This window comes from Bacillus sp. CH30_1T, from assembly GCF_008364765.1.
GTDB lineage: Bacteria > Bacillota > Bacilli > Bacillales > Bacillaceae_B > Rossellomorea.
In genome coordinates this window covers 153,393-175,556 of the sequence record NZ_VTUY01000009.1, presented here as the reverse complement: position 1 = coordinate 175,556, position 22,164 = coordinate 153,393, and the positions used below count along the sequence as shown (strand labels likewise).

Below are 22,164 nucleotides of genomic sequence, written 5' to 3'. Positions count from 1 at the left end.
TGATTTACAAGCGGAATGATGGAAGATTTGGAGGTCCGTCCCTCAGTTCTTAATCGATACATTTACTTGATCGGAATGGGAGATGGTGATGGGGTGTTGTCCGCTTCCTAGTTTAAGGGTAGCGGATTTGTTTGGGATTCCTTCTTCGATTACATCTTTATCGGATGCACTCGTTGGTTCTGTAAATTGCCATTTTACGTCCTCCCCATGGATGTCCCCAACGTTATCGGCATTGATGGTCAGGTCTTCATTTGAGGCAAGAACCAGGTTGACCCTCGCTGAGCTTGATACTTCCCAGGAGCTCGATAGGGTTCTCGGTTTTAATGTGACTTCACTGTAGTCACTCGAGATTTCGAGGGACTTGGATGCCGGGATGACGAGTGTCGCATCCATCTCCTGCCCTGATTGCATCCAGCCATTGTAGTCAGGAAGACTTTTCAATGTGATATACAGCGTATCACCTTTTTGTGTCGTCATCAGATAATCTTCCGGATTCCCAAGTAATGGTTTCCCTTCTGCAAAGGAAGAACGATACGTACCAAACACACTCACTTCTTTATCCGTAACTGTTTCAACCGTTAACGGATGATGACTTGAATCAACGACGATCCGCTTCACCTCCTCACCTACCTGATAGTTAAACGAAGGTAGGTCCGCTGTTCTCACTTCAGAATCAAAGAACGTTTGCAACTCCTCTGTCAATCCTGTCGCCTGAAGCACCGTAAATCCGATTCCCACCGTTCCTATGACAGCCACAAATATTATACTTAGAAAATCATATTTTAATATTGGCTTCTCCTGCTTTGATAAAAATAAGTACACTAAGATTTCCGCCCCTAACACAATCAGGAGTACCGGCCACCAACCTGCTAACACATACGCTGAATCCCATTTTATAATTTGCGATAGCAATAAAAAGATGCCTAAAAAAAGCAGGGATGCCCCCATTGATATAGATCCGACTCGCCATGTTCTCATTCTGATACCCCCTCTTTCGAATGGACCTTTTTACTTCCAGCAACCAATTTAATTCCTCCCCCTATTAGAAGAAGGCACACAATTCCCGGCTGGATATAGCTATTCATCATATGATACGGATCGATGCCATACGTCTCTAAAGTTGGTAGAGATAACGGCATCATTATGTTCGTTGCCAGGTAATACACACCAAGGAGCATCAACCCGATACCTACCCATTTTTGCTGATTTATCAGGTAGGATACAATTGGTGTGTCCTCAAAGGGTTCTTTTCCGTGCTTTGTCGCCCGTTGCAGACCATCAAAGAAGCTATAGAACCATATGATAGGCACCAGAAAAAGAAAGATTCCCAATCGAAGAACATCTAATATATAGATCGAGAACAAGAATGCAGCCATGAGCTGGATCCCCCTTTTTTGATAGCCGAGGTACAGATGCCCCGCTCCAGGAAACATCGATAAAAATGTGGCGAATGCCTTACTCTTTCTCCCACCTTCATGCTGGGCTTCCAGGTCTTCCAATACAGACCGATCCGTCAGCACTTCACCTGCCTGCTTTTTATTCAACAGTTGCATCGTATCGAAGAAGTTGTATACCCATACGACAGGTAGAACGATCAAGAACACCATAAACTCCCCTCTCCCCGTCATCGCTGTTACAAACAGAATCATCGCAGCTACTCCGAGGAACGTTGCCAGAAATGTGACACCACGGTTCATCAATCCCAGTTGGAAATGACCGAGCCCTGGTATCATGGAAAGGATGATGGTATAGAAGCGTTCGGTGCTCAGCTGTCCTGATTCACTTTCTAACACCGGTTCTCGTGATGCTTCGCCCGCTTTCAACATTCTTGATGCCACAAGTGCCGTATTAACGATACTGATGAGATAGAATAAGAACGCAAACCCAATGGTGATAAAAGCAAAACCATCCCAGTTCAACACTTGCGCGCCCACGAATGCAACGGGAAAGGACGCCATCAATACGAGTAAAAACAATACCCCTCTAAAAACCTTCCCTAAATACATTAATCCCACACCGGGTATAAAAGCCAACAAAAACGCAATGATTGGATTCTTCTTTTTATCCATCTTACTCTGCCTCCTGTTCTTCAATTTTTTCAACACTATCCAGTAAAGCCGTTGTTTTATTTAAAATATTTTCTGTAAAGGAAGGCTGCTGGTTTCTTTCAAATTCAGTCGTGATCTTCACAAGTTCACCAAAAATACCAGATGCCATCAAAATCAGCGTCATCGCCGTAGCCAGCACATAATGAAACACCTTTTCCTCATACCATTGTTTCTTCACTTTCTTCACCACTGGATTCATCTCAACGGGAATTCGCTCCATCACCTCATCTGTATAGAGGGACGGACCTTCAATGGAAGGAAGCTCGTCTTGAACCATTTCGATTGCTTCCATATAAAGACTCATGCATTGATCGCAACTGTATAGATGCTCCTCGTATTCGCTTCGCTTATTATCATCCATTTCATCTCTGGCGTAATTCTTCCACTCTTCCAATGCAATATGACTCATATGAAATCCTCCTCCTTCCAGTGCTTCCGCATCCAAAGCCTTGCCCGGTACAGCCTTGTTTCAATCGTCTTCACCTGCACATGCTGTTCATTTGCAAGCTGCTGATAGGACTTTTCTTTTATGTAGAACCCTTCAATCACTTCTCTGTATGATTCGGGAACTTCTTCTAAATGCCTCAACACGAGCTGCTTTTGTTCTTTTTTTAGTAATCGTCTTTCTACAGCATCCCGGGACTCTTTCACGGGGAGCTCGTCGACCAGATCTTCCCTCTGTCTTGCTTGTCTTCGCTTACAATCAATGGCATGGTTCACTGCAATTCTCGTCATCCATGTCTTGAACCCTTGATGCTCGTACTGAGGGAGAGAGGTATAAATCTTCATCCACGCTTCCTGTGATGCATCTTCTGCATCTTTTTGGTTCCTCAGAACGCCGTAAATGCATTTAAAAACATACTGCTTATACATTTCGACCAACATCCGAAACGCATGCTCACTACCATTTTTCGCCTTTTCAATTAGCGGATCCACCAACCTCTCTCCCCCTTTCTTGTGGTCTCATTATAATAGACGAAAGAAAATGATGAATCCCTACAGTTTTTTTAAATATTTTTTTGTTGAAGGTGATGCCTGGTACATTTGATTGAATTCGTGGGCTGATCATGGCTCGCCACACTTTATCCAATTTATCACGTTTAATATTGAAAAGAATCTTAATTTACATCAATCTCGTCCATCCCCTTGTCACACCCATCCAGAAAATCACCCTTATTTACCACCTAACACGAAATCCACATTCCTGATATACTCATAATGTACTTATCTTCATAAAAGAGTGAGTGGATATGATGAAAGAAGGCATTACGTTAATAGTGGAGATCATCAATAACCTCCACGACATGTTTATTGTGTTGGCGAGTGATCTCGGTTTCACCTTTACGGATAAAGATCTGCATTTTTGGATTATGGGCATTATCGGAATCACCGTGTTCTTTTTTGTATATTTTGTGTCTAAGATTTTATCGAAGCTTAAGTTCGGGATCACCGCATTGGCTTTCTTCTATACATTGACCTTCATGTTTGTGTTGGTCTTTGCAATCGAAATACAGCAGGCAATCACTAATCGGGGACAGATGGAATTCATTGATGCCATCGTTGGTTTGTGGGGATACATTGTTTTTTTCTTCATCTACATTGGATTCGCAGCCATCATTCTACTGATTAAGTATATCTATCAAAAGCTTTCCCGGAATAATGAAGTGACCCTGGGAAACGATAAGGGTCTTGCTTTTAACAGAGTCATACAAACAAAGCGAATATGAGCGTGAACATATTGCAGACCGATTTCTCTGCCCCAAATTGGCTGCTTGTTCCCTTGTAAACAATTCAGAAATGATACTGCGGTTCATCGGCAGCAGTCGATACTCTATTGACATCCCTCGTTCGCTTATAAATTTGAGATATCGCTGATAAAATCATTATTTCGCTGATAAATCCATCTCTAACGACAAAATGAACCCCCACACACCACCAATTTGACACCCAACACCATAACCTAAAATCAAAGCAGCAAACCCATAAAGATTCCTGCTTCCCCCCTATTTTTTTCATACCCTTCACTCTTTTGATTTAAAAAAAGAGAGCTCTCTAAAAGAGAAGCCCTCCAATTACTATTTCCCGCCTGTGAAAGATATTCCTTTAATAAAGTAGCGATTAAAGAATGCATACAGAAGGAGTACCGGCAGTGTAAAGACCATGGATGCCGCCATGATGTAGTTCCAGTAGCTGACGTATTGGCCTTTAAAGGTGTTCAATCCTAATGGCAGTGTATACATTTCTGTATCGGTCATGACAATCAATGGGGTCATGAAGTTGTTCCAGAATCCCATGAAGACAAAGATTGCTTGTGCGGCCAAGGCTGGTTTTGCTAATGGTAAAACCACCTTGAAGAAGATTCCGAAACGGCTTAGGCCATCGATTTGAGCAGCCTCTTCCAGTTCTTTCGGGAAATTGATGAAGAATTGTCTCATCATGAAGATGAAGGTTGCATTGATCATGGCCGGTACGATCATCCCTTGATACGAGTTAAGCCAGCCGATTTCTTTTAAAATTAAATAGTTCGGGATCATCGTAACTTGAGCGGGAATCATCAGGACAGCCAGGATCATGATAAATAATGCCTTTTTCCCAGGAAAGCTTAAGCGCGCCAAGGCGTATCCAGACATGGAGTTAAAGATGATATTCAATGCTGTCCCGATTACTGCGATGAATAAACTATTGAATAACCATCTTGGAAATAGCTCCTGCTCAATGAATATCTGTTTATAATTATCCAAAGTGAAATTCTTCGGTATGAAATTCATAGTTCCGCTAATGATTTCTTCTAATGTTTTAAAAGAAGAGGAGAGTGCCCATAAGAATGGAATCAGAGTTGTGATCGCATAGCCTATCAGGACAATGTATAGAAGACGTTTACTGAACGTCTTTTTCTTCGAATTCATGCTTCCATCCTCCTTAATAGAGTGATTCTTCTTTAGAGAATTTACGTTGAATCAAAGTCGCCACCAGGATGATTATAGCAAGCGCGAAGGCAAGTGCGGCTGCATATCCCATGGTCCCCAATGATTTAAAGGCATATTGATAGATTAGGAGGACAACTGTTAACGTCGAGTTATTCGGCCCACCGGATCCACCTGAGAAAATATATGATTGATCAAATAGCTGGAACGTTCCGATAACCCCCATGATCACGACAAAGGACGTAACCGGTCGCAAAAACGGAACGGTCACATAGAAGAACTTCTGGATCGCGTTCGCTCCGTCCAGTTCAGCCGCTTCGTATAACGAGTCCGGAATATCTTGAAGGGCTGCAAGATAGATGACCATGAAAAACGGTGCCGTTGCCCAAATGTTCATCAACATAATCGCATTCAGGGCAATGTCAGGATCACCTAAGAAGTTATAAGTCGGCAAGCCCACTTTTTCTAATAGGTTGTTGATCAGCCCTTCTTTGTTATACATCCACATAAAGATCAACGTTAATACGGCTGAAGATGTTAAGGTCGGTAGGAAATAGACAATCCTGAAAAGCTTCTCCCCCTTTAATCCTGCGTTTAACGTTGCAGCCAGAACCAATGCCAGAAAGGTCTGTGTAGGTACCACAATCAGTACGTACTTTGCCGTGTTTTTCAATGCGATAATGGCCCGGTTGTCTTCCATGATCCTCGCAAAGTTTTCAAAAGCAACAAATTCAAAACTCATGTCTCCAAGGAGTTGAACCTTATGAAAGGATAAAAAGATGGCATAAAGAATCGGTCCAATAATAAACACCGCTAATACAAATAGCGTGGGAGACATAAATAAGTATCCTTGTCCTGCATCCTGTAATCTCTTCTTAGAAGATTGTTTGTTCATTCTCATCCCTACCTTCTATCTGTCTAAAATCTTCAGAGCTATTACCTGTATTCTTTCCGCTCAGGTCCGCATCCCAGACCTCAAAAGAAAGAATACAGTCAATGGTAAAGCTGTACCTGACACAATCATGAGTGTCAGGTACCTTTAAAGAGATTATTGAATTTCGCTATTCGCTTGTTCTTCTGCTTCTTTCAGTGCTTCATCCAATGGTCGGTCACCCAGGAAGGCAGCAATAAATTGGTTGTTAAAGTTATTCATGATGATCGGCAGGTTCTTTCCTTCCGCCCAGACCGTTGCATATGGTGCTCCGGCTACCAGTGCTCCGCGTAATTCATCTTTGTCATACCCTAATTTTTCAGCTACTGACTTACGTGTCGGAAGGGCAAATCCTTTAGACGTCCATGTTTCCATTCCTTCTTTACCCGTCAGATATGAAATCAGCTCCCATGAAGCTTCCTTCTTTTCCGATGCCGAATTCATTACATAACCAACCGTGTAGGCCATTGTCCCCTTTTCTCCATTGATAGTCGGTAATTCAGCCGTTCCGTATTCAACATCCGGGAACGTATCCGCTAAGAATGGAATCGCCCAGTTTCCTTCGATGACCATGGCTGCTTTCCCTTGACCAAACATTTCTCCTCCCCAGTTCGCTCCAACTTCTGAAGCCTGTGCAGAGGTTTTGTCTTCGTTATGCTGGTCGATGATCGGCTGAAGAGCATTGACCACTTTATCTGAAGCAAAGTTCGCTTGATCATCCTTCACGACTTCCCCACCTGTTGCCTGAGCAATGTGATAAAGGCGGGCGAGTTCCGGAGCTACACCAAATCCATAAACGTCATCTTTCGTCAGAGCTTTTGATACTTCACGGAGTTCATCCCATGTTTTCGGAACTTCCACTCCTGCTTCTTCAAACATCTTCTTATTATAGAATAAGGCTAGAGTCGAATAGTCTTTCGGAAAACCATATGTCTTCCCATCAACTTGGAACGCTTCAAGCATCGGTTTCTCGAAATCTTTCACATCGAAATCTTCCGTTACGTAATCATCCAATGGCTCCACAACCCCCGTTTCAATCAGGGCCGGAGCTTCCAGTGCATCCAAATAGAAAACGTCAGGACCTTCTCCACCAATCAAACGTGTTTTCAATACGTCCATATACTGCTCAGAAATGACTTCGTGCTTTACGTCAATATTCGGATGTTTTTCTTCAAAATCAGCGATCGTTTGAGTCAAAAGCTTCTGTTCAGAAGGATTTCCTCCCCAGCCGGCAAGAGTGATCTCGACTTTCTCACCATCTGCTCCATTTGAACTCGTCTTCTCGTCTGATCCACTGCACCCTGCCAGAACCGTCCCCACTAACATCGTCGTAATACCTAGACTCGCGATCCATTTCTTCTTCGCCATTTTCATAACCCCTTTTTTGATTTTTTAAAATAGGATTGTTATTCCTGGATGTGATTACACCGTCTGCTTTTCTTTCACAATGTCGTAGCCTGTTGAGTTTTCTAAAATGGTGGTTTCTACCTTGTCTCCTTTTCGCGTTAAGGATAGAGACAGCACTCCATCACCAATCGTAATATCGTGAACGGTCAATATGTTCATTTCATCAAGTAAGATTGGATTGAGATGTATTTCTTTTGTTAGGCTGTTTGGAAACAATCCTAATAGTGATTGAATAAATACGAGTGGTGTCCCCGCTGCCCATGCCTGTGGAGAACAAGCGACCGGATACTTTACAGCCTTCCCAATTACAGAATCATACCCGCAGAACAATTCAGGCAAGCGGTCGTACTCGAAGTGGCGGGATGCATCAATCAGTCCACCCATCACCTTCTTCGATTCTTCAGTAAATCCTAATTTACTTAATCCCAGTAGTGTCATGCTGTTATCATGGGGCCAGATGCTCCCATCGTGGTAGCTCATCGGGTTATAACCAGCTTCGCCTTTCCCCATCGTACGAATCCCATATCCTGAAAACATTTTGTCATTCGTTAACGTTTGACTTACTTTTTCAGCACGATTCCCTGACATCATTTCTGAGTATAAAACATGTCCTGGATTAGATGTGATCGTACCAACCTTTTCTTTGTTTTGATCCAGGGCGATGGCGTAAAATCCCTGGTCGTCCATCCAAAAATCCTGTTCAAATCGTTCTTGTAGATTTTTCGCTTCTGCTTTTAATCTAGAAGCCATTTCATTATTCCCAAGTGCTTCATAAACAACAGCCAGTCCATGTTTCGCCTGGTACACATAGCCTTGGACCTCTACTAAGGCAATCGGTGTATCAGCGTAATCCCCATTTCGATGAACGATGGAGTCCCCGGAATCCTTCCAGCCTTGGTTGGCGATTCCCTTGGATGATTCCTGATGGTACTCAACAAATAGATCACCATCACGATCTCCATATTGGTCAATCCACTCAAGCGCTCCCCTTACGTTATCTGAAAGCTTTCGGAATGTATCGAAGTCACCCGTCCATTTCACATACTCTGTTAAAAGTACAAGGAATAACGGGGTTGCATCAATCGTTCCGTAATAAGGCGTGAACGGAATCTGATTCGTATTCGCAAGCTCTCCGTATCGAATTTCATGCATGATCTTGCCCGGCTGTTCGTCTCTCCAAGGATCCACCTTCGTCCCTTGCTCACTGGCCATGGTGAACAGGGTACCTTTTGCAACGTGGGGTTGAAAAGCAATCATTTGCAGGGCCGCGATCAGACTGTCTCTTCCGAATGGAACCCCGAACCAAGGAAGGCCAGCTACAGGAAACTTTCCGTATCCAGTGTCAGTCAATAACACTCTAAGATCTGATAATCCTCTGTCCACCAGGCGTTGAAGTGGCTGATAATCCGTTTCTACTTTCGTTAACTGAGCGGACCATTCTTCATAAGAAACTTTTAATTTTTGAAGAGCTTCTTCGACAGGTAAAATGTCATCTCTGGTTTCTATATTTTCCAGTGGCACGATCATAAATGTAATGGACTGTTCTTCCTCGTGCTGAAGCTCAACCTGGAAGGTAATTTCCCCATTTTCCTTAACGTTTTTCGCTTTGGCATCCCACTGAATCTTTGTCGAACGACTGATATCGTCTGCTCCTTCATATCGAAAGGTGAGGGATTGATCTTCAACTTTCTGTCCTGTTCTCTTTCCTACGTTTCCAGTTTGGAACCCGCGTACGATAAACATATCGTTGAAGTCCACATCGACTTCTATATTCAACCCAAACGAGACCGGCTTTGGGTAATAGTTTTTTGTTTTAATCGTTTCATATAACACATCATCATAAATAAAGCGCTTACGTTCAATCTCAACGGATTCTCTCCACAGAATAAGATTGCCATCCTCTTCTTGATGGGGATTTGTCGAAAGAATCGTAGACATATAGTTTTCGGATCCATCCGAATGTAATAGAATCGGTTTTTCATTATTGATTTTCACATTCAACTTGCTAAGGTATCGCGTGTCATTCTTGTATAAACCAAGTCCATAACTATGATCTGAAATGATATCTCCTTGCTCATCTGTAAGAAGAAATAAGTTGTTTTCTTTAATCACTCTGTAGTTCATATTGGTTCCTCCTACTTTCAAAACGCTTCTTATTTTTGTTTATAAATCATTCCAAAGTCTTCCGAAACGTTTTGGAAAACTTTTTTAAAAAAACACCCGATTCCAAAACGTTTCGGATAACCCCTTAAATAAAAGTTGGCTATTATTCCTCTTCATTTATGAAGATTTTCACCAACGTTTATTCATTTCTATGATTTGTACTTTCTCTTTTGATTAACTTTGTCTCCAACACCATTCGATGGGTCTTGGACTGATTTGATAACAATTCCAGCAATAATCTTGCCCCTTCATACCCCAGCTGAAACTTATTTTGTTGGATGGTTGTCAGCTTGGGACTAACATAGGAAGCAAGCAGTATATCATCATACCCGACAATCGAAAGTTTTTCTGGCACCTGTAACTTCAACTCTTGCGCTGCACTCATCGCTCCGATGGCCATTAAATCGCTTGCGCAAAATATTGCTGTGATTTCAGGATATGAGGTTAATAATGAGTTAGCCGCTTTCTTCCCACTTTCTTCTGTGAACTCTCCATTTACGATGTAGTTGGTATTGAGGTCGACCTGTGCTCCTTGCAAAGCGTTTTTATACCCTTCCAATCTCTGCTGACTAACAAACGCAAACTCATGTCCATTAATCATCCCAATGTTCTTGTGTCCATTGTCGAGTAAATGTAGAACGGCTTTTTCAGCTCCTAATACATTATCCGTCGTCACATGACTCACATTCCCGGACTCAAGGGGAATATCAATTAAAACACAAGGAATATCACTTTCGACGACTTCCTGTAAATAAGGATCATCGGTTCGAATCCCCTGGATAATGACCCCGTCCACTCTTCTTTCTCTGCAAAGTTGAGTATACGTCTTTTCACGCTGCTTTGAAGAATTGGTGTTAAATAAAACAAGATCGTAGTCAGCACCTGAAACAAACTCATTAATCCCTGCCAGCACTTCTACGATGAAATTATCCTTCACACTTTCCTTTGTAAATCCGGAAACGAGTAATCCAATCGTTTTCGACTTCTTCATGACGAGACTTCGGGCAATCGAATTCGGACTATAATTTAACTCCTTGGCAACTTCTGCAATCTTCCTTCTCGTGTCTTCGTTGACATCAGAATATCCATTTAACGCTCTTGACACCGTCGTAACGGATACCCCAGCTACCCTTGCTATATCTTTTATTGTAGTCACTTGCACATCTCCCAAAACGTTTCGGATTTCCTTTAACTGAATAATACAACATCTTGAAAACGATTACAACATTATTTTTCAATAACGTTGTTTTGGTGGGACATGGGGACAGGCACCTTGTCCCACTTCACTTATAGCTGGTTGGTCCTTGGTACTCGCTCCTATTTAATGCTTCATTCGCCGTTAAATTTTGGATTTCGCTTTATATTGAATATTTCGCCGTTATATTGAAAATTTCTCCGATAAATTGACCTCAGATCAAATCAGAACGTGGTTACTGAAAACAGAACTCTGGTTATGCCTATCTTTGAATGTCTGGGTTCGCTGATAAATTTAAGATTTCGCTGATATAATCCGAATTTCGCTGATATATTGAAAATATCGCTGATAAAATCAATATTTCGCTGATAAACCACTCATTCCTTTAAGAATCCTACCCTTTTATACTATCTACTCAACCATTTTCTCAAAATCCCCCTATATGAATCCTACATCCTAAAAAAACAGCGAATCCAAATGAATTCGCTGCTTTATCCCTCACTTCTTCCTAACCGGTATCCATATTTCACTCCTAAACTTATCCGATCCAACGTCCTTACTCTCATTCCACAACATCTCTGGCCCCTCTGCTTGTTCATAGCTTGAAGACGGGAACCATTCAGCATAGATCCGCCCCCAAACATGTTGCAAAGTGTCCGGAAATGGTCCGACCGCTTCGAATACAGCCCATGTCAGATCGGGAACATCAAGTTTCGATAAACCATCTGGACATTTCTCTGTAGTTGCAGCCCCTATATAATGATCGAGCTCCCCCTTTTCCTCCATTCTGCCTTCGGAAAAATTGACGGATGCACTAACCAATCCTTGTGGTTCTACATTTGACATGCTTTTAAATCTCTTGATCATTTCCTCGTCCAAGCTCTGCCACATGGCTGCAATTTCAGGATTCACCCCATTAAAGATGATTGGTACTCGTTTCATGATACCTACAATAGAAAACGGTTCTTTCTCTACGATTCGATAATTCATTTCATTACCTCCTTTGATGGATAACTGGAAGGCAAGAGGTGGAAATGCTTTGAGTGAATGGCCCCTCGCTTGTGACGGAGCGATCCCATGCATTTTTTGGAACACTCTCTTAAAGGAATCGGGTGAAGAATAGCCATATTTCATGGCAATATCGATTACCTTTACGTCGCTGTTTTGCAGTTCAAGGGCTGCCAGGGTCAAACGGCGGCGCCTGATGTATTCCGATAAGGGAATCCCTGCAAGGAACGAAAACATCCGTTTAAAGTGATACTCCGAGCAAAAGGCAATCTGGGCCACATTTGCAAAATTGATTTCTTCAGTTAAGTTCTCTTCGATGTACCTTAAAGCGTCATTCATATTCTTCAATGAATCCATTTCCACTGCCCCCTTCATCAATAGAATAGCAAGATAGAAATAAAGCAACCCGACTTATCGTGCACCATTTTGCAGGATTTGATCTTTATAAAAATGGCCTCCTCTTTAGAGAAGGCACACCAACGTATTTATTTTCTCGCTTCATGAACCTTCAGCATCTTACCCTTAACTGTGGTTTTCTTCATCGCTTGCAATACCAGTGGCCCTTTACCATTCAAAATCTCCACATAGGAAAGGTTTTCCTGAATGGTGATGATGCCGATGTCATCAGCGCTCACTCCTTCGATTTTCGAAATTGTTCCGACGAAATCGACTGCTCTGATTTTCTTTTTCTTTCCACCATTGAAGTAGAGCTTCATGATGTCTCTGTTCAATTGCTCACTCTTGTCTGCTTTAAAATCTGGTTCCGTGTCTAATTTCCTTTCAAAATCCGCCTTTGATTTTGCCACTGTGTCTTGTGACGGCGGCTGCAGCTTTGGAATCGTAAATCCGATATAGTCTTCAATCTCGGCAAGGAATTTATCTTCATACGGTGTGCAGAAGGTGATCGCCTTTCCTGCAGAACCTGCGCGGCCCGTTCTTCCTGTCCGGTGAACATAACTTTCTTTCTCCATGGGAATATCATAATTGATGACGTGGGTAATATTTTCGATATCAATTCCACGCGCCGCCACATCGGTTGCGATAAGATACCTGAATTCCCCTCTTTTAAAATCGTCCATCACTTCAAAGCGCGCTTCCTGAATCATACCGCCATGAATTTTATCAACGGGATACCCTGATCGGTCCAACTCATCACATAATGTATCCACATTTTCTTTTGTTCGGCAAAAAATGATGCAGCTATCGGGATTCTCAACAGTTGTCACGTTTTTCAGAAGAGTCAGCTTGTCCTCCTCTTTCACTTCGATCATGGAATGATCAATCTTATCTGTTGTAATGCCAGTTGCCTTAATTTCAATATGAACAGGTTTCTTCATATATTTATGGCAGAGTGCTTCAACATCCTCCGGTAACGTAGCAGAGAAAGTCAACGTTACGCGGTCTGTTGGCAACTCCTGAATAATCGCTTCCACCTGTTCGATAAACCCCATGTTCAGCATCTCATCGGCTTCGTCGATCACAAGGTACACAAGCTTTTCCAGTGGGAGTGTTCCTTTTTCAATATGATCGAGGACACGACCGGGGGTGCCGACTACGACATGATTTTTCTGCTTAAGCTCAAGCTTTTGTCGGTGAAAAGGAGATTTCCCGTACACTGCAGCCGCTTTGATTCGTTTATAGCGTCCGATGTTCGTAATGTCTTCTTTCACTTGAACCGCCAGTTCACGGGTTGGTGTCAGCACAAGTGCCTGAGGTTTATTTTCTTCCCATTCTACCAACTCACAAATCGGAATCCCGAAAGAGGCTGTCTTACCGCTTCCTGTTTGGGAACGCACAACAAGATCCTTCTTCTCTAGAGCCAATGGAAGCACCTTGGACTGAACCTCGGTTGGAGCCTGATAGCCTAAATCGGATAGAGCCCTTACAATATCATCACTAAGCTTATAATCCTTAAATTGTTTTATACTCATTTCAATACCTCATTTATTCCTTCATTTAGTCTTATTCTCATAGGAAAGTGTCGATTCTATTCAATGGAAAAATACCCCCTGCAAATTCTTTTCAAATATCTTTAGGTATTCCACCAATAGTGTGTTATGCTTTACCTAACCATTTTTAACTTGTAACATGTTGTCTCCGGGACCGACGAACGCTGTCGGTCCCTTTTTATATTCTAAAGCGGAGGCGGCTCGACCAGAGGCGACAAGCATAAGGCGAACATGCCGGAAAGGCGCTCTTTGCCTTTTTGGCATGTTTGACTTATGACCTCGAGCCTCTAGCCGCCGGAGCTGGATGATACCAAAAGCAGAGGTGGCTCGTTCAGGCCCGACAAGCATAAGCTAAATTGGCCGGGAAGTCGCACTTTGCCTTCTTGGCCAATTTAACTTATGACCTCGAGCCTCTAGCTGCCGGAGCTGAACGACACCAATAGCGGAGGCGGCTTGCTCAGCACTATTCCAAATAACCCCCACTTAAATCCATTCCCAAATAATAAAAAAAGGACCCTCCGAGAGAGTCCCTTCATCAAAAGCTATTACGCTTTGTTTACGTTAGTCGCTTGAAGTCCACGTTGACCTTGCTCAGTGTCAAATGTAACTTTTTGACCTTCGTCTAAAGATTTAAATCCTTCGCCTTGGATAGCTGAGAAATGTACGAATACATCTTCTCCACCTTCGATTTCGATGAAACCGAAACCTTTTTCTGCGTTAAACCATTTTACTGTACCTTGTTGCATAATTGTTTCCTCCTGTGTGGACTTGAATCCACGATTTATTACTATCGTTGCTCAATTAGATATCAAAGGCGAAAAGTTTAAATACTTTCTTTCCTTACAGACCGAACAAAAATAATTCTTACTTAGAATAACAGATAATCTGAGAAAAAGCAAATCTATTCCTATATTCTTCACAAAACAGTGATCTTCCCACTTTTTCTTCTATTAACTCAGGCGGCTCATTTTAAAATAACCTTTGAATATTTACCCTTAAACTCTCCATCAGTAGAGGAGAAAACCATCCTTGTGTCGAAAGTAAGAGATAAAGGGGATGACCCAATGAATAAAATTGGATTATTAAAAAGTTTAAATCAAGCCAGCCGCGGAAACTTCTTTTCAATTGAAATTCCTATGACGTCAAATGAAGAAGCGCAAACCATTGAAAATCTGGCCAATGAGTTAGAAAAAGAAGGAAAAATCAAAATCAGGGAATGTGCTCAGAATGAAACATCTGTTTACATTCAAGGAATCATCAAGTATGCGTTAACATAATTGCGAAGGGTTGCCTGCTACTTGTACGACAGGCACCTCCTTTTTTTTTGACAAATAAAAAAGGACTCTACGGGAGAGTCCTTCATCATAAAGCTATTACGCTTTGTTTACGTTAGTCGCTTGAAGTCCACGTTGACCTTGCTCAGTGTCAAATGTAACTTTTTGACCTTCGTCTAAAGATTTAAATCCTTCGCCTTGGATAGCTGAGAAATGTACGAATACATCTTCTCCACCTTCGATTTCGATGAAACCGAAACCTTTTTCTGCGTTAAACCATTTTACTGTACCTTCTTGCATGTGTGTTTCCTCCTGGGTGGAATCGAATCCACGATTTATTACTATTATTGCTCAATTAGATATCAAAGGCGAAAAGTTTAAATACTTTCATTCCTTACAGACCGAACAAAAATAATTCTTTCTTAGAATAACAGGAAATCGTAAAAATAGCAAATGTTTTTATAAGTTTGTTTAATACTCACTCCTGAACTCCTTTAACTTCCTATATAAAAAGTCCACTTCCCCGATAGGAAATGGACTTACATATTACTACTTATCTTCCTGCTTATTCCCATGCTTCACGCCTTTACTTGTATAAGGCTTGTTGCTCTTCTTCTTATTCGCTCCGGCCTGCCAGCGATTCCAGCCTTTCTTTCCAGTGCCTTGGCCCGTTCCGCTCTTTTTCTTTGGTTTACTCATTTTTTCACTCCGTTATGATAAGGTTCGTTCTTTCACGCTCGTCTCCATATCATAACACTTATTTGCGGAGGAGAGTACTTCTTGTTTATTCCACTTCTTTTTTCTCTCCTGTATAGATGTGAATCGCATCCCGCAAGAACTCAGCCACTCCCTCTTGTTCAGCGTCATAATAAGCCTTGAACCGTTCATCATCCACGTACATCTGAGCAAGTCCTGCATGGGCTTCTTTACTGTAATGCCCCCAGTAGAACGAGATCCATTGCTTATGGAGGTCAGCCGCTTTCTGGGCAGCATCGCCTGCAGGATCCCCAGTTTGAAATGCTTTCCCTAAGGTTTGTTTAATTTCCTGTTCCATTGCTGTGACCTTTTCATGGTCTTCCTGAGACATGTTCATGACTCTGGCGTTGGATTCGTCCACTGCCTTATCACCGTATTTTCCCCGCACTTCTTTCCCGTACTTTTTCTCATTATCTTCCACCATTTTCTCCTTGAACCCTTCGAACTTTTCTTTATCCGACATGGTGATTCTCCCTTCCTTTACACGTAATGTTTTATCTACATTTGCAATCAATTGATCAAGCTGTGCTCGTCTGTCCATTAAGGTTTCCCGGTGTTCCCGTAAGGCATGGGTTGCGTCAAAGGCAGGATCATCAAGAATATCCTTGATTTCGTCCAGTCCTACACCCAGTTCTTTGTAAAAGAGGATTTGCTGCAAGCGGTCGACTTCCTTCTGCCCGTATATCCGGTATCCTGACGAACTGGTCCTGGCCGGCTTCAGAAGCTCAATTTCATCATAATAGCGCAGGGTCCTCGTGCTCACCCCAGCAATCTCTCCAAGTTTCTTGACGGTATATTCCATGATGTCACCTCCTGACAATTCTTACTTTACAGGTTGACGCTGCGTAAATGTAAAGGGGGTATTTAAAAAAAGTTCGCGTTTTTTATCTTTCATAGGATAGCCCACCTGGACGGGATCTATTTAGGGGAATCCCTTGAAAATAAAGTGCCAGTCCGATATTCTTAGATTATTAATTATCAGTTTAAGGTTGTGTTGAGCATGCGTATCAATAAGTATATAAGCGAGGCTGGAAAGGCATCCAGGCGCGGTGCAGATAAATTGATTACTGAAGGAAGAGTGACCATCAACGGGAAGATCGCGAAGATTGGCGATCAAGTGAATCCCGGGGATGATGTGAAGGTTAGCGGAGCTCCTGTCAGAGTAGCAAGAAATAATGTATATATTGCACTAAATAAACCTGTTGGGATTACGAGTACAACTGAAAAGGGCGTCAAGGGGAATATTGTAAATCTTGTCAATCATCCGTTACGAATTTTCAATATTGGACGACTGGACAAAGATTCAGATGGCTTGATTCTTCTGACGAACGATGGAGATATCGTCAACGAAATTCTCCGTGCGGAAAATCAGCATGAAAAAGAATATATTGTCACTGTTGACCGCCCGGTTTCAGAGGATTTCTTAAAGCAGATGTCAGAGGGTGTTAAGATTCTTGGAACGAAAACTCTGCCTTGTAAAGTGGAGCAGGTGTCAAAATACGTGTTTCAAATCACGTTGACTCAAGGATTGAATCGACAGATCCGTCGCATGTGTGAGGCCCTTGGATATGAGGTCTACCGACTGCAGCGCACGCGCATCATGAATATTCAACTTGGGAACCTTCCTGTAGGACAATGGCGTGACCTTTCTAAGAAAGAGAAGACGCGATTGTTTCAGGATTTGGATTATGAACCGAAGGAATGGTAATCATCCGGATGGACCCTCTATACCAATGCGTATGGAGGGTCCTTTTTTACATGTGAATTTCCTGAAAGTGACGGACGAATCCAAGATAACGGGAGTCCTGGAAGGTCAATTCCCCCTGATCTCCTTCCACAAGCATCCCAAACTCATTATCTTTTACTTTTAACTCCATCCTGTCCCCACTTTCCACTTCGAAGGTGACAAAGTATTGGCTATAGGCTCTTGTTTCTCCCCCACCTCTTACTGCCGTCCTTTTTGCAAGGACTTTTGCTCGGACGATTAAAGTAGGTGACTGGTTATTCTTACTCCATTCCCCCACTCCTTTAATAACAGAGAACAGAATGAACGAAATCACGATGACAAAAATGATCCCTATAAAAACCGGGACAATTTGAAATATCATATCGCCGCCTTGTGACATACAAATCCCTCCTTTTGGATTTTTTCACTATTTTAACATCTACTCTTTCTTATATATGTTATTCAATCTTCTTCTTATTCGTGGATTTCCGCACACAGAAAATAGCATGACCCTCTTTGCTAAGAGGGGCATGCTGCTGTCCATTTGAACTTCGTGTATTAACTGGATGGGATCCGGCCCCACCCCTATCTCCATACCCCTAAAATGAAACCCATCACGTAAAGGTCACAACATGTACCCGGCATTATTGAAAAAGGGGTCTGCCCCCCATGCGTAAACCGCATGGGGGACAGACCCCTCAAACTCACCCTGTTGGTGACTTCATCTTATCCATAATCATTGTAAAATAGTTCTTCACCGGGCCTGGTGGGTGGGGAATGTGGTATGAACCAGGCTCCTGAGACTCCTCATCCTCTTCGGTTAACTTCGGAGAATAAACCCGCTTCCCCTCCACTATACTGCGAATCGAGGAAGTCAGTTCTTCACTTGGACTGTCCTTTAATAAGTACCCACCTGCATCGAATTGTTGAGCCCGCTCTAAATATCCCTTTTTCGGAAATGTCGTCAAAACGAGTAGATGACATCCCATTGTCTTCACAGCTTCTAGAGGTCCGTCCCTCTCAAGCATTTCAATATCCATGATAAAGAGGTCTGGTTTCAATTGGTGGACAAGGGCGAGTGCTTCTTGCCCATCCTTTACCTGGCCGACTACTTCCATGTCTTCTTCCAGGTTGAGGATGGAGGTCAGGGTTCCACGTAATAATTCCTGATCCTCTGCAATGACGATTCGAATCATGTAGGTTCACTCCTTTTAAAGGCCTTATCATGTAAAGACTCCCCTTATATGAAACGTTCATAAGGAGAGTCGGTCAGGATTATAATTCAGGTTTGGCTTCAGTTGAAATTCTTGATTTTGACTTATCCAGAGACTTAATACCTCTGAAACTTATAAACGTTTTGTTTTCTTCATCCCAAAGCTTGAAACGTAATGATTTTAAGCTTGTTAAAAGTGAGATGGTTGGTACTTTTTGTAATGGTTCTGAGTTTTTATGTGCTTCTTCGAGTTTGTAGTTCGGTACTCTCGGACTTAGATGGTGAATATGGTGATAACCGATGTTACCTGTAAGGAACTGCATGATTTTTGGAAGCTTGTAGAAGGAGCTTCCTTCAACAGCTGCCAACACATATTGCCATTCTTTGTCTTCTTCGAAATACGAGTCTTCAAACGTATGCTGAACGTAGAACAACCAAATACCGATCGATCCTGAAACCATGAAGATGGATCCCTGTACAAGGAGGAATTCCTGCCAGCCCAGTGTTACACATAGAAGTGCGATAAGGGCCACGATGATCACGTTCACTAAATACGTGTTATTACGTTCTTTCTTACGTGCATTTTTACGGTTAAATCTATTTTTAAGAAGGAATACATAAATCGGTCCTAATACAAACATAACGAACGGATTGCGGTAAAAGCGATACGCCAAACGAATCTTAAGAGGTGCTGCTAAATATTCATCAATCGTCAGCGTCCAAATGTCACCTGTTCCACGCTTATCCAAGTTCCCGCTTGTCGCGTGATGGACTGCATGATCATGTCCCCACTGGTCGAACGGGAATAGCGTCAACACACCCATAACTGTTCCGACGATTCGGTTTACACGACGGCTTTTAAAGAAAGAGAAATGGGTACAATCATGAAAGATAATGAAGATTCGTGTAAGGAACCCTGCAGCGATCACGATTGGAATGAGTGCCAGCCAGTACGATACTGAAAGGCTTTGATACGCAAGAAACCATAATAGAAAGAATGGCCCCAACGTGTTGATGATCTGCCATACACTTTCCTTTGTTGTTGACTTTTCATAAGGAGCAACTTCTTTTTTCAACGTTTTTATATTTGTCATGTCATAATTCCCTTCATTTAAGGCGTTGGATTCATTATAAGATAAGCGATATCATCGTGTTAGTAGTAGGTGTCATATGCTGGGTATGACAAATGTCATAAGGGAGAATTTGTCATGATCTTTCAATTGCTCAAACCCTTGATATTACTGGATTCACAATAGTTTTTCACGATTCCAATTGGTTTTATTATTTTTTGAGATTAGAAAAATATTCTGGTTTGAGGGATTTTTTAGCGAGGTTTAATAAAAAAGTTCTTCAATACAACAAAAAGTCTCTTGTATAACCTACAGATAAAATAAAGAGGATGGCCCAAAGTTTTCTTTAGGTCATCCTCTTCTGTACTATTCACTCATTAAAAATCAAATTCATCAGGGTCTGGGCCACTGCGGAAGTCTTCATTTAATGCATCTAATTGCTCCATTTGTTCAGAAGTTAATTCAAAGTCATATATCGAAATGTTTTCTTGAATTCTGGACTCCGTCATAGACTTTGGAATTGTGATGACTCCATGTTGGAGATCCCAGCGCAGTATCACTTGAGCTGGTGATTTACCATGGGACTGAGCAATCCCTTTAATGGTTTCATTGCTTAATAGCTCTGCATTCATAAGTGGAGACCAGGCTTCAACTTGAATATTATGCTTCCGGCAGAAATCTCTCACTTCCGTTTGAATCAGCTTGGGATGGAATTCAATCTGGTTAATAACCGGAGTGATTTCAGCACCCTCGAGTAAATGTTCCAAGTGATGAACTTGGAAGTTGCTCACACCGATTGCTTTGATCCTGCCATCCTTATAAAGGGATTCGAGAGCTTTCCAGGACTCCATGTACTTATCTTTCCCAGGCCAATGAATCAGATAAAGATCCAGATAGTCGAGTCCCATTTTCCCTAAGCTTTCTTCGTAAGCCGCGATTGTTTCATCGTAGGAAAGGCCGTCATTCCAAACTTTTGAAGTGACAAACAGTTCCTCCCGTGTCACAAGTCCAGCTTCAATCGCTTCATTGATGCCCTTCCCGACACTCTCTTCATTCCCATAAATCGCTGCTGTATCGATACTGCGATACCCCATTTTGATCGCTGACTGTACTGCTCGTGCAAGCTTAGGGCCGTCATCCACACGGAAAACCCCATAACCCAGTTCCGGCATTTTTATATTATTATTTAAAGTGATAGATTTGACGTTCATACCTATACTCTCCTTTTTCATAAAATGAATTGTCCCCATGAGGAGAACATGGATATAGTATGAACGATGGAAGAGAGCTTGAAAAGTAGGTACTTTTTTGTGGGATAGGCACTTCAAAGTACCTGAAAAGGAACTAGCTGGGTTCCCATAAAAAAAAAGAGCATGGAAACGATCCTCCACACTCTCAATTCTTTATCATTTGCAGACCAGGATCTGCCGGACAAATCTTCCTTTACTCACTTCACAACGATCCACAATCTCGAAGCAAGCTTTTTCTATATTCGCGTCCACATCTTCCAAGGTAACAATCACGACCTTCTCTGCAAATCGTCTTGCACTGCGGAGCATTTCAAGCTGCTCTTCATCTGTTATAACCGAACATAGATTGTAGGGAAGGTCGATTACAGCTACATCATAGTGATCCGTTACGTCGTTAATATCCTTTAAAGAGACATCCCCTTTGTATCCAAAATGAGCGATATTCTCTTTCACTCCATCGAGGATCAATGGATTGCGGTCACTGCCGACGATATCGATTCCCATGGATAGTGCCTCGACAAGGACCGTCCCTATCCCGCAACACGGATCGATCATTTTGATCCCTTCAGGATTCGGTGCTGCGATATTCACGACGGCTCTTGCCACACGAGTACTGAGTGCCGTCGAATAGCTGTGTGGCTTTTTCACATGGTGCAGCCAAACCGCTTCATTTCGCACATACTTGCCAAACACCCAGCGATCTTTGGTCTTCATCACCCCGAACCAAATGTCTGGATCGATTAACTCAGCTTCACCCTTTAGATGCAATCCTACTTCTTTTTCGATCTTGCGAAGCTTTTTGAAGCCTACTCTATCCGCATCAAGATTTTGAACAAAAACTACTTTGAACCCATCAAGTGCTTCTAATTCTTCTATTTTTTCAAGTAATTCTTGAAACTCATCGCCCTCGCAGATAATCTCGATTCTCTCCCGAATAAAAGGACTTCTGCTGGGATCTATTTTCACTGAACTTTCCAGAATGCTAGATTCAGAGCTCTTTCCAAATAACACTCTTCTTTCCAAGGCACATAGGGATTCTTCGTTCGGTTCCCAAGAATAATGATAGATATATTTTTTCGTTTCTATTACGATCAACTCCGTGTGATGATAAAAATGTTGTGTTGCATTAGACCATTGTAACATAAAAAAGGACCTGCCCCGGCATGCTAACGCATTCATGCACCCGGGGT

At 42.2% G+C, this 22,164-nt stretch carries 23 protein-coding genes; 3 read left to right on the top strand and 20 right to left on the bottom strand.

Annotated elements, in window-relative coordinates; all coding sequences use genetic code 11:
- Positions 1–42 precede the first annotated feature (42 nt).
- From F0342_RS18945 to F0342_RS18930, 4 genes are read right to left on the bottom strand one after another with little or no spacing between them, the layout of a single operon-like run.
- A complete protein-coding gene (locus tag F0342_RS18945; RefSeq protein ID WP_149157406.1) occupies positions 43–978 on the bottom strand; it encodes a hypothetical protein in 936 nt (311 codons plus the stop codon).
- Positions 975–2,069, bottom strand: coding sequence for an efflux RND transporter permease subunit (locus F0342_RS18940; RefSeq protein ID WP_149157405.1), 1,095 nt, complete (start codon positions 2,067–2,069; stop codon positions 975–977). The genes F0342_RS18945 and F0342_RS18940 overlap by 4 nt, the downstream gene beginning before the upstream one ends.
- A 1-nt stretch (position 2,070) precedes the next feature.
- Complete coding sequence (locus F0342_RS18935; RefSeq protein WP_149157404.1) at positions 2,071–2,517, bottom strand: anti-sigma factor; 447 nt, start codon at positions 2,515–2,517, stop codon at positions 2,071–2,073.
- Entirely contained in the window at positions 2,514–3,044 is a 531-nt protein-coding gene (locus F0342_RS18930) for a sigma-70 family RNA polymerase sigma factor (protein ID WP_316252632.1), read from the bottom strand. Before F0342_RS18930 ends, F0342_RS18935 begins: the two co-directional genes overlap by 4 nt.
- Before the next feature lie 314 nt (positions 3,045–3,358).
- Here F0342_RS18930 and F0342_RS18925 point away from each other — a divergent pair, with 314 nt between their 5' ends.
- Positions 3,359–3,835: a hypothetical protein gene (locus F0342_RS18925; protein WP_262481810.1), complete on the top strand. Its 477-nt coding sequence runs from the start codon at positions 3,359–3,361 to the stop codon at positions 3,833–3,835.
- A gap of 348 nt (positions 3,836–4,183) precedes the next feature.
- Here F0342_RS18925 and F0342_RS18920 read toward each other — a convergent pair whose 3' ends face one another.
- From F0342_RS18920 to F0342_RS18885, 8 genes are all read right to left on the bottom strand, one after another.
- Positions 4,184–5,014, bottom strand: a complete 831-nt coding sequence (locus F0342_RS18920) for a carbohydrate ABC transporter permease (protein ID WP_149157402.1) — start codon at positions 5,012–5,014, stop codon at positions 4,184–4,186.
- 13 nt (positions 5,015–5,027) lie between these two features.
- Entirely contained in the window at positions 5,028–5,927 is a 900-nt protein-coding gene (locus tag F0342_RS18915; protein ID WP_148967972.1) for a carbohydrate ABC transporter permease, read from the bottom strand.
- Positions 5,928–6,080: 153 nt separating this feature from the next.
- On the bottom strand, positions 6,081–7,331 hold the full coding sequence (locus F0342_RS18910) for an ABC transporter substrate-binding protein (protein WP_149157401.1): 1,251 nt from the start codon (positions 7,329–7,331) through the stop codon (positions 6,081–6,083).
- A 54-nt stretch (positions 7,332–7,385) separates the two neighbouring features.
- On the bottom strand, positions 7,386–9,494 hold the full coding sequence (locus F0342_RS18905; RefSeq protein ID WP_149157400.1) for an amylo-alpha-1,6-glucosidase: 2,109 nt from the start codon (positions 9,492–9,494) through the stop codon (positions 7,386–7,388).
- A gap of 178 nt (positions 9,495–9,672) precedes the next feature.
- Positions 9,673–10,689 (bottom strand): LacI family DNA-binding transcriptional regulator, encoded by a 1,017-nt coding sequence (locus F0342_RS18900; protein ID WP_149157399.1) that lies wholly within the window; start codon positions 10,687–10,689, stop codon positions 9,673–9,675.
- 537 nt (positions 10,690–11,226) lie between these two features.
- Positions 11,227–12,093 (bottom strand): AraC family transcriptional regulator, encoded by an 867-nt coding sequence (locus tag F0342_RS18895; RefSeq protein ID WP_149157398.1) that lies wholly within the window; start codon positions 12,091–12,093, stop codon positions 11,227–11,229.
- 128 nt (positions 12,094–12,221) lie between these two features.
- Positions 12,222–13,667 carry a DEAD/DEAH box helicase gene (locus tag F0342_RS18890; RefSeq protein ID WP_149157397.1) on the bottom strand — a complete coding sequence of 482 codons (1,446 nt, stop codon included), beginning with the start codon at positions 13,665–13,667 and terminating at the stop codon, positions 12,222–12,224.
- A 563-nt stretch (positions 13,668–14,230) separates the two neighbouring features.
- On the bottom strand, positions 14,231–14,431 hold the full coding sequence (locus F0342_RS18885) for a cold-shock protein (RefSeq protein ID WP_064094055.1): 201 nt from the start codon (positions 14,429–14,431) through the stop codon (positions 14,231–14,233).
- Positions 14,432–14,749: 318 nt separating this feature from the next.
- Between F0342_RS18885 and F0342_RS18880 the strand changes: the two genes are divergently transcribed.
- A complete protein-coding gene (locus F0342_RS18880; RefSeq protein ID WP_223145732.1) occupies positions 14,750–14,962 on the top strand; it encodes a hypothetical protein in 213 nt (70 codons plus the stop codon).
- Positions 14,963–15,058: 96 nt separating this feature from the next.
- On the opposite strand, the gene F0342_RS18875 is transcribed toward F0342_RS18880, so the two are convergent.
- The 3 genes from F0342_RS18875 to F0342_RS18865 all read right to left on the bottom strand — a co-directional run bounded on the left by F0342_RS18875 (position 15,059) and on the right by F0342_RS18865 (position 16,517).
- Positions 15,059–15,259, bottom strand: a complete 201-nt coding sequence (locus tag F0342_RS18875; protein WP_060671790.1) for a cold-shock protein — start codon at positions 15,257–15,259, stop codon at positions 15,059–15,061.
- A gap of 249 nt (positions 15,260–15,508) precedes the next feature.
- Positions 15,509–15,658, bottom strand: coding sequence for a DUF3934 family protein (locus F0342_RS18870; RefSeq protein WP_149157395.1), 150 nt, complete (start codon positions 15,656–15,658; stop codon positions 15,509–15,511).
- A gap of 85 nt (positions 15,659–15,743) precedes the next feature.
- The gene (locus F0342_RS18865; RefSeq protein WP_149157394.1) at positions 15,744–16,517 is read right to left on the bottom strand and encodes a MerR family transcriptional regulator; all 774 of its coding nucleotides are present in this window, start codon (positions 16,515–16,517) and stop codon (positions 15,744–15,746) included.
- 198 nt (positions 16,518–16,715) lie between these two features.
- Here F0342_RS18865 and rluF point away from each other — a divergent pair, with 198 nt between their 5' ends.
- The gene (rluF, locus tag F0342_RS18860; RefSeq protein WP_149157393.1) at positions 16,716–17,423 is read left to right on the top strand and encodes a 23S rRNA pseudouridine(2604) synthase RluF; all 708 of its coding nucleotides are present in this window, start codon (positions 16,716–16,718) and stop codon (positions 17,421–17,423) included.
- A 46-nt stretch (positions 17,424–17,469) separates the two neighbouring features.
- On the opposite strand, the gene F0342_RS18855 is transcribed toward rluF, so the two are convergent.
- The 5 genes from F0342_RS18855 to F0342_RS18835 form a co-directional block, all read right to left on the bottom strand.
- Positions 17,470–17,841 carry a DUF2500 domain-containing protein gene (locus tag F0342_RS18855; RefSeq protein WP_149157392.1) on the bottom strand — a complete coding sequence of 124 codons (372 nt, stop codon included), beginning with the start codon at positions 17,839–17,841 and terminating at the stop codon, positions 17,470–17,472.
- Between the two features lie 304 nt (positions 17,842–18,145).
- Entirely contained in the window at positions 18,146–18,637 is a 492-nt protein-coding gene (locus F0342_RS18850) for a response regulator (RefSeq protein WP_149157391.1), read from the bottom strand.
- A gap of 79 nt (positions 18,638–18,716) precedes the next feature.
- A complete protein-coding gene (gene desA, locus F0342_RS18845) occupies positions 18,717–19,748 on the bottom strand; it encodes a Delta(5) desaturase DesA (protein WP_149157390.1) in 1,032 nt (343 codons plus the stop codon).
- A gap of 353 nt (positions 19,749–20,101) precedes the next feature.
- Positions 20,102–20,935, bottom strand: coding sequence for an aldo/keto reductase (locus tag F0342_RS18840; RefSeq protein WP_223145731.1), 834 nt, complete (start codon positions 20,933–20,935; stop codon positions 20,102–20,104).
- A 195-nt stretch (positions 20,936–21,130) separates the two neighbouring features.
- The gene (locus F0342_RS18835) at positions 21,131–22,117 is read right to left on the bottom strand and encodes a TRM11 family SAM-dependent methyltransferase (RefSeq protein ID WP_149157389.1); all 987 of its coding nucleotides are present in this window, start codon (positions 22,115–22,117) and stop codon (positions 21,131–21,133) included.
- Positions 22,118–22,164: the final 47 nt, after the last annotated feature.

Excerpts from the sequence above, each read along its gene's own strand:
- F0342_RS18945 (WP_149157406.1), bottom strand. The coding sequence starts at position 978 with ATGAGAACATGGCGAGTCGGATCTATATCAATGGGGGCATCCCTGCTT.
- F0342_RS18940 (WP_149157405.1), bottom strand. The coding sequence starts at position 2,069 with ATGGATAAAAAGAAGAATCCAATCATTGCGTTTTTGTTGGCTTTTATA.
- F0342_RS18935 (WP_149157404.1), bottom strand. The coding sequence starts at position 2,517 with ATGAGTCATATTGCATTGGAAGAGTGGAAGAATTACGCCAGAGATGAA.
- F0342_RS18925 (WP_262481810.1), top strand. The coding sequence starts at position 3,359 with ATGATGAAAGAAGGCATTACGTTAATAGTGGAGATCATCAATAACCTC.
- F0342_RS18920 (WP_149157402.1), bottom strand. The coding sequence starts at position 5,014 with ATGAATTCGAAGAAAAAGACGTTCAGTAAACGTCTTCTATACATTGTC.
- F0342_RS18915 (WP_148967972.1), bottom strand. The coding sequence starts at position 5,927 with ATGAACAAACAATCTTCTAAGAAGAGATTACAGGATGCAGGACAAGGA.
- F0342_RS18910 (WP_149157401.1), bottom strand. The coding sequence starts at position 7,331 with ATGGCGAAGAAGAAATGGATCGCGAGTCTAGGTATTACGACGATGTTA.
- F0342_RS18905 (WP_149157400.1), bottom strand. The coding sequence starts at position 9,494 with ATGAACTACAGAGTGATTAAAGAAAACAACTTATTTCTTCTTACAGAT.
- F0342_RS18895 (WP_149157398.1), bottom strand. The coding sequence starts at position 12,093 with ATGGATTCATTGAAGAATATGAATGACGCTTTAAGGTACATCGAAGAG.
- F0342_RS18890 (WP_149157397.1), bottom strand. The coding sequence starts at position 13,667 with ATGAGTATAAAACAATTTAAGGATTATAAGCTTAGTGATGATATTGTA.
- F0342_RS18885 (WP_064094055.1), bottom strand. The coding sequence starts at position 14,431 with ATGCAACAAGGTACAGTAAAATGGTTTAACGCAGAAAAAGGTTTCGGT.
- F0342_RS18880 (WP_223145732.1), top strand. The coding sequence starts at position 14,750 with ATGAATAAAATTGGATTATTAAAAAGTTTAAATCAAGCCAGCCGCGGA.
- F0342_RS18875 (WP_060671790.1), bottom strand. The coding sequence starts at position 15,259 with ATGCAAGAAGGTACAGTAAAATGGTTTAACGCAGAAAAAGGTTTCGGT.
- F0342_RS18870 (WP_149157395.1), bottom strand. The coding sequence starts at position 15,658 with ATGAGTAAACCAAAGAAAAAGAGCGGAACGGGCCAAGGCACTGGAAAG.
- F0342_RS18865 (WP_149157394.1), bottom strand. The coding sequence starts at position 16,517 with ATGGAATATACCGTCAAGAAACTTGGAGAGATTGCTGGGGTGAGCACG.
- rluF (WP_149157393.1), top strand. The coding sequence starts at position 16,716 with ATGCGTATCAATAAGTATATAAGCGAGGCTGGAAAGGCATCCAGGCGC.
- F0342_RS18855 (WP_149157392.1), bottom strand. The coding sequence starts at position 17,841 with ATGTCACAAGGCGGCGATATGATATTTCAAATTGTCCCGGTTTTTATA.
- F0342_RS18850 (WP_149157391.1), bottom strand. The coding sequence starts at position 18,637 with ATGATTCGAATCGTCATTGCAGAGGATCAGGAATTATTACGTGGAACC.
- desA (WP_149157390.1), bottom strand. The coding sequence starts at position 19,748 with ATGACAAATATAAAAACGTTGAAAAAAGAAGTTGCTCCTTATGAAAAG.
- F0342_RS18840 (WP_223145731.1), bottom strand. The coding sequence starts at position 20,935 with ATGAACGTCAAATCTATCACTTTAAATAATAATATAAAAATGCCGGAA.
- F0342_RS18835 (WP_149157389.1), bottom strand. The coding sequence starts at position 22,117 with ATGTTACAATGGTCTAATGCAACACAACATTTTTATCATCACACGGAG.